19 protein-coding genes and 1 tRNA gene are annotated in these 16,966 nt (G+C 54.9%); 6 read left to right on the forward strand and 14 right to left on the reverse strand.

Annotation, left to right across the window (positions count from 1 at the left end):
- Positions 1-137 precede the first annotated feature (137 nt).
- The 3 genes from M2118_RS03310 to M2118_RS03320 are packed head-to-tail and all read left to right on the forward strand — an operon-like array spanning position 138 to position 1,974.
- Entirely contained in the window at positions 138-998 is an 861-nt protein-coding gene (locus M2118_RS03310; protein ID WP_280794534.1) for a spermidine synthase, read from the forward strand.
- Between the two features lie 2 nt (positions 999-1,000).
- On the forward strand, positions 1,001-1,459 hold the full coding sequence (locus M2118_RS03315; protein WP_280794535.1) for a SprT-like domain-containing protein: 459 nt from the start codon (positions 1,001-1,003) through the stop codon (positions 1,457-1,459).
- 44 nt (positions 1,460-1,503) lie between these two features.
- Positions 1,504-1,974 carry a hypothetical protein gene (locus M2118_RS03320; protein ID WP_280794536.1) on the forward strand — a complete coding sequence of 157 codons (471 nt, stop codon included), beginning with the start codon at positions 1,504-1,506 and terminating at the stop codon, positions 1,972-1,974.
- Between the two features lie 6 nt (positions 1,975-1,980).
- Here the strand turns inward: M2118_RS03320 and M2118_RS03325 are convergent, their stop codons facing one another.
- The 3 genes from M2118_RS03325 to M2118_RS03335 all read right to left on the reverse strand — a co-directional run bounded on the left by M2118_RS03325 (position 1,981) and on the right by M2118_RS03335 (position 4,853).
- Positions 1,981-3,039 carry a hypothetical protein gene (locus tag M2118_RS03325; RefSeq protein WP_280794537.1) on the reverse strand — a complete coding sequence of 353 codons (1,059 nt, stop codon included), beginning with the start codon at positions 3,037-3,039 and terminating at the stop codon, positions 1,981-1,983.
- 9 nt (positions 3,040-3,048) lie between these two features.
- Positions 3,049-4,194, reverse strand: a complete 1,146-nt coding sequence (locus tag M2118_RS03330; protein ID WP_280794538.1) for a hypothetical protein — start codon at positions 4,192-4,194, stop codon at positions 3,049-3,051.
- A gap of 119 nt (positions 4,195-4,313) precedes the next feature.
- Positions 4,314-4,853 (reverse strand): NUDIX hydrolase family protein, encoded by a 540-nt coding sequence (locus M2118_RS03335; protein ID WP_280794539.1) that lies wholly within the window; start codon positions 4,851-4,853, stop codon positions 4,314-4,316.
- Between the two features lie 147 nt (positions 4,854-5,000).
- Here M2118_RS03335 and M2118_RS03340 point away from each other — a divergent pair, with 147 nt between their 5' ends.
- Complete coding sequence (locus tag M2118_RS03340; protein ID WP_280794540.1) at positions 5,001-5,276, forward strand: hypothetical protein; 276 nt, start codon at positions 5,001-5,003, stop codon at positions 5,274-5,276.
- On the opposite strand, the gene M2118_RS03345 is transcribed toward M2118_RS03340, so the two are convergent.
- From M2118_RS03345 to M2118_RS03365, 5 genes are all read right to left on the reverse strand, one after another.
- Positions 5,242-5,484 (reverse strand): hypothetical protein, encoded by a 243-nt coding sequence (locus M2118_RS03345; RefSeq protein ID WP_280794541.1) that lies wholly within the window; start codon positions 5,482-5,484, stop codon positions 5,242-5,244. The genes M2118_RS03340 and M2118_RS03345 overlap by 35 nt on opposite strands.
- A gap of 9 nt (positions 5,485-5,493) precedes the next feature.
- Positions 5,494-5,829, reverse strand: coding sequence for a DUF2834 domain-containing protein (locus M2118_RS03350; protein ID WP_280794542.1), 336 nt, complete (start codon positions 5,827-5,829; stop codon positions 5,494-5,496).
- Positions 5,830-5,846: 17 nt separating this feature from the next.
- A complete protein-coding gene (locus tag M2118_RS03355) occupies positions 5,847-7,748 on the reverse strand; it encodes a DEAD/DEAH box helicase (RefSeq protein WP_280794543.1) in 1,902 nt (633 codons plus the stop codon).
- Between the two features lie 156 nt (positions 7,749-7,904).
- Positions 7,905-8,750, reverse strand: coding sequence for an InlB B-repeat-containing protein (locus M2118_RS03360; protein WP_280794544.1), 846 nt, complete (start codon positions 8,748-8,750; stop codon positions 7,905-7,907).
- A gap of 57 nt (positions 8,751-8,807) precedes the next feature.
- Positions 8,808-9,413, reverse strand: coding sequence for a TetR/AcrR family transcriptional regulator (locus tag M2118_RS03365; RefSeq protein ID WP_280794545.1), 606 nt, complete (start codon positions 9,411-9,413; stop codon positions 8,808-8,810).
- Between the two features lie 232 nt (positions 9,414-9,645).
- On the opposite strand from M2118_RS03365, the gene M2118_RS03370 reads away from it, so the two are divergent.
- Positions 9,646-10,809, forward strand: coding sequence for an IS481 family transposase (locus M2118_RS03370; RefSeq protein WP_280794546.1), 1,164 nt, complete (start codon positions 9,646-9,648; stop codon positions 10,807-10,809).
- A 54-nt stretch (positions 10,810-10,863) separates the two neighbouring features.
- On the opposite strand, the gene M2118_RS03375 is transcribed toward M2118_RS03370, so the two are convergent.
- Positions 10,864-10,953 (reverse strand) — tRNA-Ser (locus tag M2118_RS03375).
- 73 nt (positions 10,954-11,026) lie between these two features.
- On the opposite strand from M2118_RS03375, the gene radA reads away from it, so the two are divergent.
- On the forward strand, positions 11,027-12,391 hold the full coding sequence (radA, locus tag M2118_RS03380) for a DNA repair protein RadA (protein ID WP_110232691.1): 1,365 nt from the start codon (positions 11,027-11,029) through the stop codon (positions 12,389-12,391).
- Here the strand turns inward: radA and M2118_RS03385 are convergent.
- The 5 genes from M2118_RS03385 to M2118_RS03405 form a co-directional block, all read right to left on the reverse strand.
- Positions 12,388-12,780, reverse strand: coding sequence for a DUF779 domain-containing protein (locus M2118_RS03385; RefSeq protein WP_280794547.1), 393 nt, complete (start codon positions 12,778-12,780; stop codon positions 12,388-12,390). The genes radA and M2118_RS03385 overlap by 4 nt on opposite strands.
- A 44-nt stretch (positions 12,781-12,824) precedes the next feature.
- Positions 12,825-14,348 carry an acetaldehyde dehydrogenase ExaC gene (exaC, locus tag M2118_RS03390; RefSeq protein WP_280794548.1) on the reverse strand — a complete coding sequence of 508 codons (1,524 nt, stop codon included), beginning with the start codon at positions 14,346-14,348 and terminating at the stop codon, positions 12,825-12,827.
- Between the two features lie 92 nt (positions 14,349-14,440).
- Positions 14,441-15,724, reverse strand: a complete 1,284-nt coding sequence (locus M2118_RS03395; RefSeq protein ID WP_280794549.1) for a helix-turn-helix domain-containing protein — start codon at positions 15,722-15,724, stop codon at positions 14,441-14,443.
- Between the two features lie 48 nt (positions 15,725-15,772).
- Entirely contained in the window at positions 15,773-16,420 is a 648-nt protein-coding gene (locus tag M2118_RS03400; RefSeq protein WP_280794550.1) for a hypothetical protein, read from the reverse strand.
- Positions 16,421-16,433: 13 nt separating this feature from the next.
- On the reverse strand, positions 16,434-16,943 hold the full coding sequence (locus M2118_RS03405; protein ID WP_280794551.1) for an amino-acid N-acetyltransferase: 510 nt from the start codon (positions 16,941-16,943) through the stop codon (positions 16,434-16,436).
- Positions 16,944-16,966: the final 23 nt, after the last annotated feature.

Genomic DNA, 16,966 nt, shown 5'->3' on the forward strand with positions numbered 1-16,966 from the left:
CGCAGAGTTATCTGCAAGTTTCAGAAACTGTCACCCCACCGCAATATGAGGGCATGACAAAACTTCGAGCGCAAATAACAACTCTATAACGGCTTGCGGGTCTGTGTCTAGTTCAGATTTGTAGGTGGTGAGTGGCTATGGCAGAAAAACCAGCCATCACGCTCAAATCTTCTGGATTGCGCGCCACCATCGAGCCAGACCCCTATCAAGATGGAGCTTTCATCCTCGAAGTGGATGGAACACCTCAATCTCACGTCTTTGTTGATGATCCCGGTGAGCTGTTCTTCGAATACATCCGCCGTATCGGCCATGTGCTGGACCAAGTTTCTGCTCCTGGCCAGCCCATCACCGCTGTTCACCTAGGCGGCGGAGCACTCACTCTCCCCCGTTACATTGAGGCAACCCGTCCTGGTTCCCGGCAGCAAGTTGTTGAACTCGAGCAAGACCTGATCGACTTCGTCCGCGAACACCTTCCTTTACAGCGCAATGCCAATATCCGTATTCGTTACGGCGACGCCCGCGAAGTCATGGGCAAACTGCCCACCGGACTTCACGGCAATGTCGACGTCGTCATCGTGGATGTCTTTAGTGGTGCTCGGACTCCCGCCCATGTGACCTCAGTTGAGTTCTACACGGAAGCAGCAAAGCTGCTCTCCCCCAGCGGAGTGCTCATTGTGAATGTGGCCGATGGGCCAGGGCTGGCTTTTGCCCGAGGCCAGGCTGCCACGCTGCAGGCTGTTCTTCCCAATGTCATTGCTCTGGCAGAGACGCAAGTGCTCAAGGGGCGTCGCTTTGGAAATGTCGTTCTGGTCGGCAGTGGCGATGAGTCCATTGGACACTGGTTGCCCAGGCTTCTGGCCGGTGGTCCGCATCCTGCCAAGGCCGTAGAAGGTGCGGAGATGAAGCAGTTCATTGCCAACGCTCCGATTGTGTTGGACACCACTGCCATCCCAAGTCCCACCCCTAATAAGACGCTCTTCCAGATTTCCAAGAAGTAGTTGTGGCAGATCTCGATCGTGTGACCACGTGGGCGGATGCCCTCATCCGCTTGCACTTGGATCCGACCATCTGGAGTTTTGGCTTTGACCATGCCCGCACGCGAGCTGGTCTGTGTAATTTCACCGACAAGCGCATCACCGTCTCGAGGCACCTCGCTGCCAAGTATGAAGATGATGAAGTGCACCAGATTTTGCTGCATGAAGTCGCCCATGCCATTGCCGGCCCCCGAGCAGGTCATGGACCGACCTGGAAAAAGATTGCCTACGACCTGGGTTATGACGGCAAGCGCACCCACGACGGCAGCGCTGCCAATGAACTTGCTCCGTGGCTCGGAACGTGCCCGCGAGGCCATGAACACTTCCGGTTCCGGGAACCCAAGAAGGTACTCAGCTGTGGTGAGTGTGGTCGCGGGTTTAATCGCGCAAATTTAATCACCTGGCAACGCAGAGAAATCGGCTAGCGTGTGTGCAGGGGGATTTCCCCCTGCACACCCAAGGGATTCTCGTGAACGTCTTTCTTCGCCTCACGCTCGACTGCGAGCCTGACGCTGCTTGGCGTGCGATTGCGAACCCTGCTGTTTTCAATGCTGTGTCTTCACCACTGATGAAGATCACCAGCAAAGAAAAGGGCGGTTTTCCAGAAGCCTGGCTTGGTGACGGTCCTCACGAAGTGTCCATGAGACTTCTCGGTTTCATTCCCATGGGCCGTCAAACCATTGACATCTCCTTCACCCAACGCCCCGGTGGTGTGCGAATGATGGTGGATTCTGGCAAGCCCTTGTCTGGCCCACTTGCAGTGGTGAAGTCGTGGGATCACCGAATGGCGGTGTCAGAAACAGGAAACAAGCAGACGCTGTATCGCGACCGCTTGGTGATCAAAGCAGGTCTGCTCACGCCCCTGTTGTTTCTGGGAATGTGGACGTTCTGGCAGATTCGTGGAGCCAAGCTGAAAAAGCTTGCCCCGACCTGGAAGTAAAACTACTTAGTCGCGCAGCGACTCGGACTCATCGATCGACACCATCGCGTCGGCCGAAGCAAGAGCCTTGAGTTCGAGAGAGAATTCGCGCATCGCTTCGCGCTGACGCTCGAGACCGTCACGACGACGCTCTGCCTTCTCCATCATTTCTGCAGCGTGCTCGTCGAAGAGGATCGCCAGGGTTTCAGCGCGTGAACGTGCACGGCTAATCATGTTGGTTGCAGATTCGCGTGCTGCTGACAGAAGAGCCTCAGCATCGTTACGCGCACTTTCGGAGAAAGTATCGGTCTGCTCGTTGAGGTTGTCTGCTTCATCAGCAGCGTCACGACGAGTGTCGGAAGCTTCCTGCGTCTGAGCCTCAACAAAAGCAACTGCTTCTTCGTGACGAGTCAGACGCTCACGCTCTGCCTCTTCCAAAGCAAGCTTGATCTCACGCTCAATGCGGAGCTGTTCACGCTCTGCAATCTGACGGAGAGTTTCAAGCTCAGTCTTGACGTCTTCAATTTCCTGGTGGAGACGCGAACGAACTTCAGCAGCGTCACGCTCAGCTTCAGCAACAAGGGCTGCCTCACGGCGCATCGCTGTTTCCTTGAGGGTCTGACCCTGAAGAATCAGCGTCTCTGCTTCCATTGACAGCTGAGAAACTTCGCGCTCAACCTCGAGGCGCTTGTCCTCGATCTTGGCTTCAGTTTCGTTGACCAGGTTCGTGGCCTGGTTGCGAGCGGTGCGAGTGACTTGCTCTGCTGCAGCACGAGCAGATTCGCGCACAACCTTGGCGTCAGCGTCAGCATCGCCAACGAGTTTGTCTGCCTGCTCTTCTGCAACACGAAGGGTCTGCTCAAAAGCAGAACCAAGGTCAGCAAAGGTGGGCTTGGCGTTAGAGCGACGCAGAGCGTCACGCATATCTGCAAGTTCACGCTCGAGCTTGTCTACGGTTGCGACACCAGAACGAGTGGTCTGGAGAAGTTCTTCCACGCGAGATTCAGCATCGCGGAATGCGCGCTTCACATCTGCGGGGTCATAGCCGTTCTTGCGAACGGTGCGGAAGTTACGAGTGATGTCCATGTCTCAGCCCTAGCCTTCCGACTTCTCGGGGGCAACAGACTCATCGAGCATGCCGAAAGACTCCACGGAAATTTCTTCCTCAACGTGCTTGTCAACAATCGTGTCAAAGTCGTAAGGCATTTCTGCGTCATCAGAAACACGCTCACTCATCGAGATAATGCGCAACTCAGAGTTGAAAGCTTCAACAGCTTCACGCTCGAAGGAAAGATCTTCCACAAGCTGCTCTCCGTTGGCCAAGAGAACAGCGTTACGTTCTTCGAGACGTTCGGTCAGGGTCTGTGCACGAGCACGAGCACGGCGAACAATGCCTGCTGCGGTCTCGCGAGCTTCACGAACCAGAGCAACACCGTCTTGACGAGCCTGGCCGAAGTTCTTCTGTGCTTCAACGACCATCTCGCGAGCACGCAAGCGAGCCTCATCGAGCTGCTGCTGAGAATCTTCTAGCAAGTGACGGATGTAGGTTTCGTTCTCGGAAGCGAGACGAGTACTTTCGCGCTCTGCCTTCGCACGAGCGGCATCCACCTCGTCGCTGATGCGACGGTGGTCACGCTCGTGGAGCTGACGAAGTGTTGCAATCTCTCCACGTGACTGATCAATCTCGCGGGCAAGCTCAACCTCAAGATTGGCTCGCTTCTGCTCACCCTCTGCGGAGATCGAAGCTGCAACTTGTTGCGCTTCAGCAAACTGAGCCTCAGCATTGGCGAAAGATGCACGGGCTGCCTTGAGAGTGTCTTCAAACTTCTTTTCAGACTCTGTGAGGAGACGTTCAACGCGGCTTTCAGCATCTGCTACAACCTTGACGGCCTGCTTGTCCGCAGTTTCGGTAATCGATGCAGCATCTGCTTCGGCAGCACGACGAGTGCTGGAGCTGGAATTCTGGGCATCCGCAATGAGCTTGCCGGCCTGCTCTTCAGCAACGCGAAGCGTCTGCTCAAAAGCGGCACCCAAGTCAGAGAAGGAAGGCTTAGCGCTGGCGCGCTTCATCGCACTGCGGACCTCTGCGATTTCTCGGGTCAAGGTGTCGATGCGCTTATCGATTTCAGCGCGCTCAGACTCCAGTCGAGATACCTCAACCTGGACGTCACTCAGTGCAACGTTTACTTGCTCAGGGTCTAAGCCTTTTTTGGCAAGCACAACGGGAAGATCGTTATCCACGGTGTCCTTTCGCCAAACAAGCCAGAATAAACAGTCTTGACAAGTATACGGGCTGTTTTTTGCGAAATTTTAGGGGACAAGTACAAATAGGGGGTTTATCCCCCTATTCGCAGAAAGCTCTATTTCAGTGCTCCCACAGAGGCCAACGCGGCACGAAGAAGAGTTCCACGACCGCCTTCCATCTCTGCAGTCACCGCTTCACTAGCCGCCTCTTGGGGAGTGAGCCAGGTAATTTCGAGGGCATCTTGACGTGGATCACAGGTCCCTGTGACGGGAACGACATATGCCAGGGACACCGCGTGCTGACGCTCATCCGTGAATTGGGAGATACCGGGAAGAGGGAAGTACTCTGCAACGTGGAATGGATTGGGGTTCGCTGGCAACAGCGGGAAGGCCATCGGGCCCAGGTCTTTCTCGAGGTGGCGGAACAACGCTTCACGCAGTGTTTCCCCATACATCACACGTCCGGAAACGATTGTGCGGCGCATGCCACCGGTGGCGTTAGCGCGAAGCAGCAACCCGACCTCCGTCACAACTCCTAGGCCATCAACACGCACAGGGACGGCCTCGACATAGAGAAGAGGCAAGCGGCGGCGGATAGAGGAGAGTTCGTCATCACTGAGCCAGCCGCCGTTGGGATCTGGAGTTCGCACGCTCATGACCTATTTCTATCGGAAACTGGCACGAGAAGGTGGGATATCTCCAGAGAGTGCACAACAAGTGCAATTAAGGGGAAAACCACCTTGAGGGCAGGGGAATTCCCCCGGTATTGTTTAATCTGAAAGATTAAGCCGTTCGGGGGAACAATGACAGAGGAATCAAGCGCCTTCTTTGAGGATGAGCTTGATGCTTTCAAATTCCGCAACGAAATGCGTAAGCGTCCTGACTATGTGGTGAAGTATCCCGACATAGTCGGCCTGTCCAGCGATGAGTTTTACGACCGCATTCGCCAGGACAATGAGATACTCGCGAACAATCCCATTCCCGTCATTGAACCGGAAGAAGAGAACACAGTTGACGAACAACCTGTCTCTCGTTTGAGCAAGCTCAAAGGTTTGTTTTCTTCACCCGACGCTTCTTAGAAGCCATCAGCCCTAAGAAGGCCAGGCTCGACATGATGCTCAGCACGCTGAGGAATGAACCGACAGAAAAAATACTGCCGAAAGATCCAATGGATCCGATCGAGAACGCAGAACCTCTGGAACCAATCGACATAAACGAGTTGGTTGACCACAGACTCAAGACCGAGTTCTTGGAACCAATGCTTTTGATCGAGTTGTCGTTTTCCATGACTTCAGCCTAGGCAGGAATCTCTGTGGAAGAAATCTTTGCCAACTGCCGTTCACGCATAGCCATAAACAACGGGAAAGTGAAGGCCATTGCCGTGACACCCGAAAGCAGGATGTAGAGCCAAACGCGCTTCATCTTCAGACGACGAGCTTCACTGATCATGAACACCACGACGGCGATAGCAACAATCGTGAAGTCGGCCGAGAGGACCCAATCCACTGCCGTGCCAAACCAGGCAGCCATGTAGTCCTCGTTATTCATGACAGCAAGCCCATTAAAGATCCACGCTGTGACGAGTCCGATAATCGACAGAACCAGGTAAACCCAGAACAGTGACTTGTGCATGAGGGTACTCCTCGTGATTAGTGACGGGGTTTGCGTGCCGGACGCTCGTCGCGCTCGTCGCGACGTGCAGAGGAGGAGCTGTCAGCACGAAGTTCGATCAGCTTTCCACTGATGCGAGTTCCTTCGAGCCTGCCGAAAACATCACTGCCGAGGTTGGCGGGAAGCTCAACAATGGAGTGATCGGGAAGAATCTTGATCGCGCCAAAGTCATCGCGGCTCAGGCCACCCTCATTGGCGAGTGCACCCACAATTTGGCGAGGCTCCACCTTGTGTCGCTTTCCCACTTCAATTCGGTACGAGGACATGGGCTGGTTGTTCTCACGTGGGCGACGCTCAGGTCGGTCCTCGCGGTTGAAACGCTCACGGGGTGGGCGGTCGTCGCGCGAGTAGCGGTCATCACGAGAAGGGCGACTTCCGCGATCTCCACGGTCACCTCTGTCGCCTCGATCACCGCGGCTGTTGCGGTCATTGCGACCGCCGCGATCTCCGCGGTCACCACGTTCAGCACGTTCCTTGCGAGTCTGTTCTTCACGTGCGTAGCGCTGAGCACGTTCGTCCTCCGCAGAGAGCAGAAGAGGAGAGTCTCCCTGAGCAACAACAGCGAGTGCTGCGGCAACATCAGCTTCTGGAACATCGTGGTGTTCGATGTAGTGGCCCACGATCTCACGGAACTGGAGAATAAGGTCCGGCTGAGCCAGTGCTTCGGTGATGGCGTCGTCGAAACGAGCGAGACGTGTGACGTTCACGTCCTCCACGCTGGGCAGCTGCATCTGAGTCAAAGGTTGACGTGTTGCTCGCTCAATCGCATTGAGCAAGCGGCCCTCACGAGGAGTGACGAAGCTAATAGCAGCACCGCTGCGACCTGCACGACCGGTTCGGCCAATGCGGTGAACATAAGACTCAGTGTCGATGGGGATGTCGAAGTTCACCACGTGGCTAATGCGCTCCACGTCGAGACCACGAGCAGCAACATCGGTGGCAACCAAGATGTCGAGCTTGCCGGACTTGAGCTGCTCAACAGTGCGCTCACGAGTGGCCTGCGGGACGTCACCGTTAATGGCCATTGCGGAGTATCCGCGAGCGCGGAGCTTCTCTGCGAGGGTTTCGGTTTCGTTCTTGGTGCGCGTGAAGATGATCATGCCTTCGAAGTTTTCAACTTCGAGGATGCGCGTCAGCGCATCCACCTTCTGGGGGTAGGAGACCATGAGGTAACGCTGAGTGATGGTCGAAGAGGTTGTGGTCTTGCTCTTGATCGTGACTTCTTCAGGATCATTGAGGTACTGCTTAGAGATGCGGCGGATCTGGGCAGGCATGGTTGCCGAGAACAGTGCCACCTGCTTGTCAGAAGGAGTGTCCGCGAGGATCGTCTCGACGTCTTCTGCGAAGCCCATCTTGAGCATCTCGTCAGCCTCATCGAGGACCAAGTACTTGAGCTCGGTGAGATCAAGGGTTCCCTTTTGCAAATGGTCCATGATGCGACCGGGAGTACCCACCACGATGTGGACGCCGCGACGCAGAGCTGATAGCTGAACACCGTAACCCTGACCACCATAAACAGGAAGAACGTGAACGCCCTTCATGTGAGAGGCATACTTCTCGAATGCTTCACAAACCTGGAGTGCGAGTTCACGGGTGGGAGCAAGAACAAGGGCTTGGGGGCTCTTCTGAGAGAGGTCCAAGCGGGAGAGAATGGGCAGCGCAAAAGCTGCAGTCTTACCGGTTCCCGTCTGGGCAAGACCAACAACATCCTTTCCCTCGAGAAGGATGGGGATGGTGGCTGCCTGGATAGCAGAAGGAATTTCGTAACCGACATCCTTCAGAGACTTGAGGACTGCGTCGGACAACCCCAGTTCTGAGAACTTAATGGTTTCGGGAGCAGTTTCTGCCTCGGTTGTTTCGGATGTTTCAGGTGACGTCATACTTCAACGCTAGTGCGTTGGAGAGAAGTGATGATTCGTACCTCTCAAAGCACAGCCTTAGGTGCCCATTGAGCAGACATAGATTTCGCGGATCGCAGGACTACTCCCTCCACCGTGAGCTTCGTTTGAGTGGTGAAGGGAGTAACCATTGAGTTACTAACTCTTTTGAGTCTTCTTGCGGCTCGTAGCTCGGTATGCAATCAAAGTTGCGCCCAATATGAACATGAAAGCTGCTGTGCCAATAAAGCCTGCGGCGTCAACTCCGGTAGTTGCCAAAACAGCAGTCCACTGCGCGTAGAGGGTGGTATTTGCAGTGAAAGGGTAGGAAGCGCCATCTGCGTATGTGGTTCCAGCACCGTTAGCGGCGGTGTTCCACCCGGCAAAGGTGTGCCCACTTCGAGAGAAGACATTTGCAGTAAGCGGTGACGTTGCACTTGCGACCTGATCGGCCATGACACCGGTTCCTTGGTTTGCATTGAAGGTGACAGTTGTCTGTGTCACGCCTCCTGCAAGGGTCGCTATTCCTGTGTCGACAGTTGCGCCACTAGCCTGCGAATCGGCTAGCGTCACGTTGAAGTTGCGCGTTCCTGAAACGTTTATCGATGATGCAGCAAAAGTTATGGAAAGTGTCTGTCCTGCAGTGAAAGTTCCAGAAGCAATTTGGATGGTAGCGAAACCATCTGTTGAGCTGAAGTTAATTGTTTGACAGAACGGTGAGGCTGAGAAACCGGTCAGAGTCATATTGCTGCAGTTTGCTGCGGGGGATACGAAAGACCAGCCTTGTGGGAGATCCACGTTAAACATATTTGCAGGGGCACCGCTCACTGAAGTGGCAGTGACAGTAATTGGGGTTGCGTTGGTTCCTGTTGTTCCTACTTCAGAGCTGGATGTTGCTGTCGCGTTTACGAGAGGAGCAGCATTAGCAACGGATGCGAAGCCAATCAAAGAAAAACCAACAAGAACCATTGCTGCGAGCGACTTAACGCGAAAGAACTTTTTCATAGTTATTGATGTTAGTTGATAAATTATCAACTAACAATTAATCCGCCAACCTCCCTATCAACTGCTGGCTTCAAATGCTCCAATTGCTGCATCTACAACGAGCTGCCAAGACGCGTTGTCGATCTGCTTCGTGGAAACATCGTCGACGGAGCGTCCCAGAGAATAAGCCTGTAAAAAGACGGCGATGGCGTCTGGATTGAGCTGCTGATCAACCCAACCTTTTTTTTGAGCTGTCGCGATTGCTTTCGATACAGCGTCCGTGACATTTTGCTGTTCGACAGCCAATGCGGCAGCGAAGTGAGTATCCGAGGAAGCGAGGCTAATCAAGCGTGCGCGCTCAGCTCGTGCAGCTGCGCGTTCAGGGACCTGGGTAATGGCACTCAGTGCGCGGATTCTCTTCCAGTAGTCCTCTTTGGATGTGGCGTTCTCCGCAATGACCAGCATTGCCGCGCCATCAGCGGACACATTTGCGCTGAAACGGTGAAGCAAAGTCGAACGCACAAGGCTCGGGAAGTCACCAAAGAAGTGGTACAAGGATCCTCTTTGCACTCCAGAACGCTTGAGGACCTCGTCTACAAGAATGTCGTGTGGTTTGTCAGAGTTGAGCATTTCTGACACCGCCTGCATCAACTTCTCAGCGGTGGGGTGGAGGGGCTCAGCCATATTGTTAGTTTATTCCCGCTAAAACTGTAGATCTTTTTTCCAATGCAGCTATGCAGTAACAACGCACCACATCGGAATAGGCCAACCAAGAAAAAGAAATACTCCGAACCCGTAGGTTCGGAGTATTCGGATGTCTTCCAACATCACATGGCGGTCCCGGTGGTGTGTGGTTGCAGGACATAGGAATAACCTGTCGCAAGACATCGGAATAATTCACTGCTCAAATTGAGCAATGAACAAAGCCCGGCTCATCATCACCGCCATCAACGTTGAACAACTCACACAAGATGAAGCTGCCCGCCGTTACGGCGTCTCCCAAAGCTGGGTTTCCAAACTCCTCACACGCTACAAACACGAAGGCGAAGCTGCCTTCACACCCAAAACCCGACGCCCACACACCACCCCAACAGCCACCCCACAAAGCACTATCGACCTGATTCGAGAAATCAGAGCCACTCTCGAAACAGCCGGACATGACGCAGGCGCCCACACCATTGCCTGGCACCTGGAAACCCACCACAACATCCGGATCAATCCCGCCACCATCTGGCGTCACCTCAAACGCTTAGGGGCGATCACACCCCAACCCCAGAAACGGCCCCGCTCCTCCTACATCCGCTTTCAAGCAGACCTACCCAACGAGACCTGGCAGTCAGACTTCACCCATTTCCGCCTTGCCACAGGAGTCGACACAGAAATCATTACCTGGATCGATGACCACTCCCGCTTCGCCCTCCACGTCTCAGCCCACCACCGCATCACAGCCAAAATCGTCCTGGCAACTTTCCAAGAAACCACACAAAAACACGGTGAACCCGCCTCAACTCTGACTGATAACGGCATGGTGTTCACCACCAAACTTGCCGCCGGAAGACGAGGCCTGAACAGTCTCAACGCCCTCGAAGCACACCTCGCCACACAAGGAATCAAACAAAAGAACTCAACACCCGGACACCCCACAACCTGCGGAAAGGTCGAGAGATTCCAGCAAACAATGAAGAAATGGCTGAGGCAACAAACCCCGGCCCACACCCTGGAAGAACTCCAACACCTCATCAACACATTCGTCACCGACTACAACCACCACAGGCCCCACAGATCCCTCGGACGCCGCACACCAGCTGGGGCCTATGAAGCACTCAGCAAAGCAAAACCGGACCCAACACAACTGAACACCGAACCCAGAGTCCGCTACGACAAAGTTGATGAAAACGGTTCGATCTCATTTCGACAGGCAGGCAAAATGCACCACATCGGAATCGGCAGACCCTACAAAAACACGCGAGTGATCCTGCTCGTCGATGGTTTAGAAATCCGCGTCGTTGACAAGAAAACAGGCGAACTGATCCGTGAACTCACACTCGATACGAGCAGGGATTATCAACCCCAGAAATGAAAGAATCCCCTGAACCCGTGGGTTCAGAGGATTCCGATGTCTTGCGACATCACATGGCGGTCCCGGTGGGATTTGAACCCACGGTGCGCTTTCACGCACACAACTTTTCGAGAGTTGCACCTTCGGCCGCTCGGACACGGAACCAATAGCTAAGAGTTTACGCACAGCTCGCGCCAGCCACCAATCCACTGTCGGCGGTGAAAGCTAGGCTGTCCGCATGGCCAAAGCATCTCCTGGATACACCTGCACCGAATGCGGTTGGAACACCGTCAAATGGGTGGGGCGTTGTGGCGAATGCCAAGCCTGGGGAACCGTCGTTGAGGAAGCCACCAAGACGGGCATCCAGGTCAAGATGAAGCCCGTGGTCGTGAGCGAAGCAAATGCTGCGCGTCCCATCACGGAAGTCCCTGCCGATGGCGAGCTCAAGCATTGGGCTAGTGGGATCAATGAGTTCGATCGAGTGCTCGGCGGTGGCATTGTTCCAGGCGCTGCCATCTTGCTCTCAGGTGAACCTGGTGTGGGAAAGTCCACTCTTCTTCTTGAGGTTGCTTCGCGCGCAGCGAAGACCGGAGCCAAGGTTCTCTATGTCAGCGCGGAAGAATCCGTCAGCCAGGTGCGCTTACGTGCTTCTCGCACGGGCGCACTGACCGACAATCTTTATCTCGCCGCTGAGACCGATCTCTCCACCATCATTGGTCAGATCGATGCTGTCTCCCCTGCCCTTCTGATAGTGGACTCTGTCCAGACTGTTGCGAGTTCAGCAGTTGAAGGTCTCGCTGGCGGTCCTAGTCAGGTGCGCGAAGTCGCCAGCGTTCTCATTCGCGTAGCGAAGGAACGCAACCTCCCGATTCTTCTTGTAGGTCACGTGACCAAGGACGGCAGCATTGCCGGTCCTCGCCTTCTCGAGCACCTAGTCGATGTGGTCTGCCAGTTCGAAGGTGACCGCCAAACCGCGCTGCGGTTTGTCCGCGCGTTGAAGAACCGCTTCGGCCCTACCGATGAAGTTGGTTGCTTCGAGATGACCGGTGACGGCATTGCCGAAGTCCCCGATCCCAGTGGACTGTTTTTGAGCCGTTCTGCTGTTGCCGTTTCGGGAACCTGTGCAACCGTTGCCCTCGAAGGTCGCCGTCCACTTCCTGTTGAGATTCAGGCTCTGGTTGTTCCCACCAGTGCACCCAATCCTCGCCGTGTAACCAACGGTGTTGATAGCTCTCGCGTGGCCATGCTTCTTGCTGTGCTCGAACGCCGTGCTGGACTCAAACTCAGTGACAAAGATGTTTACGTCTCCACCGTGGGTGGAGTCCGCTTGAATGAACCTGGTGCTGACCTAGGCATTGCCATCGCAGTGGCCAGTGCATTCCATGACAAGCCCATTGCTCACACCGTTGCTGCCTTTGGTGAGATCTCTCTTGCTGGAGAGATCCGACCAGTAAACGGCGGCAAGCAGCGTGATGCTGAAGCGACTCGTTTGGGCTTCACCACCCGTATTGATGACAAGGTGGGAACACTGCGTTCAGCCTTGAAGGCAGCCTTTGACACTGCCAAAGATGCGCGTGAGCGCGAGATTGACGCTGCGTTCTAAACAGACTCAGCTTTGAGCAAACCGAAGTGCTCAATCTCTGAATCATCGAGCATGCGTGAGCGAATCATGAAGCGCACACCCTCAGGGGATTCAACGGAGAAACCGCTGCCTCGACCCTTCACCACATCAACTGTGAGGTGGGTGAACTTCCAGTACTCATACTGAGAGGCGGACATATAGAACTCGATGGAGGGGATTCCCTCGACATGGAGTGTTTCGAGCAGGATGTCCGATCCGCCGATTTTGAACATTCCTACGGGGTAACACATCGGGGAGCTGCCATCACAGCAGCCCCCCGACTGGTGAAACATGAGTGGACCGTGCTTGAGCGTCATTTTGCGCATGAGCTCTTCAGCTTCAGGCGTGCATTCAACTCGGGTGAAGTCCATACTCACGATTCTCCTGTGTACTTATCCGTTTAGATAGTGCCGATTTAGAAGAAGCCCATGGGGCCTTCTGCGTAGGAGACCAAGAGGTTCTTGGTCTGCTGGTAGTGATCGAGCATCATCTTGTGGTTCTCGCGACCGATACCAGACTGCTTGTAACCACCGAAGGCGGCGTGAGCGGGGTACTGGTGGTAGGTGTTCGTCCACACGCGACCGGCCTGGATGGCACGACCTGCGCGGTAGGAGGTGTCTGCCTGGCGGCTCCACACACCAGCGCCGAGACCATAGAGGGTGTCGTTCGCGATCGAGATGGCCTCGTCGTAGTCCTTGAAGGAAGTAACCGACAGCACAGGGCCGAAGATTTCTTCCTGGAAGATACGCATCGAGTTCTTGCCCTCGAAGACGGTGGGCTGGACGTAGTAACCACCGGAGAGTTCTCCACCGAGGTCAGCACGCTCACCACCGCAGAGGAGCTTGGCGCCTTCTTGCTTTCCGATGTCGATGTAGCTGAGGATCTTCTCCAGCTGATCGTTGGAAGCCTGAGCACCCATCATGGTTTTGGTGTCGAGAGGGTTACCCTGGATGATCTTGCCCACGCGAGCAATACCGTCTGCCATGAAGCCGTCATAAATGGGCTTGGCAACCAGTGCACGTGAAGGACAGGTGCAGACTTCACCCTGGTTCAGGGCGAACATGGTGAAACCTTCCTGAGCCTTCTCGTAGTAAGCGTCCTTCTGAGAAGCAACGTCTTCGAAGAAGATGTTGGGGCTCTTGCCGCCGAGTTCCAAGGTGACAGGAATCAGGTTCTCACTTGCGTACTGCATGATGAGGCGTCCTGTGGTGGTTTCACCAGTGAACGCGATCTTGCGGATGTTGTTGTGAGAAGCAAGAGGTGCACCAGCTTCAATACCGAAACCGTTGACGATGTTGAGAACACCAGCAGGAAGCAGGTCTTCGATGAGTTCCATCAGAACGTGGATCGAAGCAGGAGTCTGCTCAGCAGGCTTCAACACGATGCAGTTACCTGCAGCGAGTGCGGGAGCAAGCTTCCAGACAGCCATGAGGATGGGGAAGTTCCAGGGGATGATCTGGCCAACAACACCGAGAGGCTCGTGGAAGTGGTAGGCGACGGTGTTCTCGTCGAGCTCACCAATCGAACCTTCTTGAGCACGAATAGCGCCTGCGAAGTAGCGGAAGTGGTCAATAGCAAGTGGGATGTCCGCAGCCATGGTCTCGCGAACAGCCTTACCGTTGTCCCAAGTCTCGGCAACAGCCAGAAGCTCAAGGTTGGCTTCCATGCGGTCAGCGATCTTGTTCAGGATGATGGCGCGCTCGGTGACGCTGGTCTTGCCCCAGCTCTCGAATGCCTTCCAACCAGCTGCAACAGCCATGTCGACATCTTTGGAGTTTCCTCGAGCTACTTCACAGAAAACCTGACCGGTTACTGGTGTGATGTTCTCGAAGTACTCACCAGAGGAGGGGGCGACATACTTGCCACCGATGTAGTTGTCGTACCTACCCTTGTAGGACATGACGGCACCGGGTGTGCCGGGGTTTGCATAGACGGTCATTTCTTTACCTTTCGACGTCTTTGTCGTTAGTGCCTAATTTGGCAGTTCACACGTTACGGCGAGGAAGGTTGCAGAAAGTTGCGCAGTGAAAGCTACATGTCTTGAGCGATGCTGAGGCTCTCCACGTGAGCGACAACATGGGCACGCTTGGGAGATTTGATGGGCAACATCTTGAGCACCTGGTGCCACACATCAATGTCTTCCAAGCCTTGTTCAGTGTTGGCGAAGTCCATCAGAACTTCAACTGAAGCATCGCTCAGGAGTGACTCGCGTAAATGCATACAGACTTCTTCACGAATGTCTTCGATACCTGGCGAAACAGAGTCTGGCAACAGCGCCCCGCGGAACGCGGACAGCGCTGCGCGATGTGCTCCACGATCGAGAAGCGCCACAACCTGTTGGGCATCAATCTCCACCTGCTCGGGCAAACGGTAAGGCTTGGATTCGGGAGCAAGTCCAGGGTGGAACTTATCAAGCAACTTGCGCAAGCGCACCATCTCGGCGCGCAGTCGTGACGTGAACGAGGAGTCTCCCCAGAGCAGTTCTGACAACCGTTCAGCTGAGAGCCCTGACCGGTTCCACGCAAGCAGGGTCATGATCTCGGCGTGACGCTGGGTGAGTTCTATAGAGCGGTCCTCGATGGTGACGAGGGCGGTGTCACGGCCCAGGATGTGCATCGTGGCGCGAGCTGCTTTGTTCTTCGGAGCCGAAGGAAGGTTGTTGAACAGAACAAACTTGGAGCTCGGTGCATTCTTGGACGAGTCACGGTTGCGCAGACGGCTCACCATCAACTCGGTCTCCACGGCGTGAGCCGTGGCTTCCATCAGTGGCATGGTGTGACGATCAACAGCTTGCTCACCACCGGTGATGTCGATAACACCAATGATTGCTTTGGTCTCGGGGTCGTGCACGGGGACGGCCGTGCAGCTCCATGCGTGCACAAGACGATTGAAGTGTTCATCCCGGCGGATTTGGATGGCGTGATCCAGTGCGAGTGCTGTTCCGGGAGCGGAAGTTCCCGCAACGGATTCGCTCCAGTCCGATCCTTCGACAAACATCATGGACTCTGCCTTGGACTTGAGTCCCTGGTCGCCCTCAACCCACAGCAACCTGCCCATAGCGTCGCCGACAGCAACGAGCATGCCGGAATCGTTGTCTGCATCGCGGACAAGAAGTTTGCGAATGACAGGCATCATTTGGGCCAAGGGGTGGGCCTGGCGGTAGTCGTTGAGCTCTGAGCTCTCAAACAGAAGTGGCGAGAGCATTCGCTCAGGATCAAGTTGGCTTTGTTCCGCGCGCGACCATGAATCGCGCACGACTGCGCGAACAGTGCCGGGAACCACAACATCGGGGTCGGCAAGCCAAGGACTTGTCACGAGGATGAGCCTACGCCCGAGTTCACAGAAAGTGAACTCTCAGAATGGCTAGTAAAGAAGGAACTGGGCGGAACTCTTCGAGCCCACCTCACCGACCTTGGCGGTGAGGTAGTAGGAAGCACCACCTGCAGGAACAACTTGGCGGTCACCGCCACAGGTGTCGGGAGCACTGCGTTGACGTTCCCACGCAATCGGTGCTGAGGGGTAGACAACTCCTGGCTCCAAGATGGCAACAGTGTCAGACTTTTCCGTCTGGCAATCTGTTGAAACCCAGTATGTTTCGGCTCCAGATGTGATGGAAAGTTCTTGTGCGGAAGTTCCCACGTTATAGAAACACGCAGTCTTACCTGTGTTTTGAATAGTCAGAGACAGGTTCGGCAGGACACCGGCTTGGTAGTCCACCGAATCCAGCACAGGTGAGACAACCAAGTTCTTGGTTGAACATTCCTTGTAATCGGTGACATCCACGGTGGGAGTTGGCGTGGGTGTTGGCGTTTCGCTCGCCACAGGGGCTGCGGTTTTCTTCGCCACAGCTGCAGCAGTGGGTGTTGGTTCAGGAACGGCCTGACCCGGACGCACAATAATCAACACAACGGCAGTCACAATTGCGATCAATGCAAGCAGCGCAACGAGTCTGCGGCGGCGATAAACAGCAGGAGAAACTCGACGTGGTTGTCCAGGTGCTGGAGTGCTCATGTGCCTAAGTTACCTAGAGCTGGCGCAACATCCTTGTATTTCCCAGAGTGTTGGGCTTTACACGGGCAAGATCCAGGAATTCAGCAACACCCTCATCGTGAGAAAGTACGAGTTGAGAGTATGTCTCAGGGTCAATGATGGCGTCAGAAACCTCGACAAAACCGTGACGAGTGAAGAAGTCCACCTCAAAAGTGAGACAGAACAGGCGACCTAAACCCAGCTCGGTGGCGTCATCGACCAGACGCTGCATCAACGCAGCGCCCACACCTTTGCCTAACCAGGATTCTTCGACAGCGAGGGTACGAATCTCACCTAAGTCTTCCCACATGACGTGCAACGCACCACAGCCAATGGGGTTGCCATTGGAATCCTCAGCAATGCGGAATTCCTGCACTGCTTCATAGATGGACACGGCATCTTTACCGAGCAGAACGCGCGATTGAACCAGAGGCTTGGTCACCTCAAGAATCCACGGAACATCTGCCGTGCGTGCACGGCGAACGTTAAAGCTGGATTCAGTCATTCCTCAAGAATAGTGTCGAGAGG

Origin of the sequence: Aurantimicrobium minutum (genome assembly GCF_029892845.1) — a bacterium.
Lineage (GTDB): Bacteria > Actinomycetota > Actinomycetes > Actinomycetales > Microbacteriaceae > Aurantimicrobium > Aurantimicrobium minutum_B.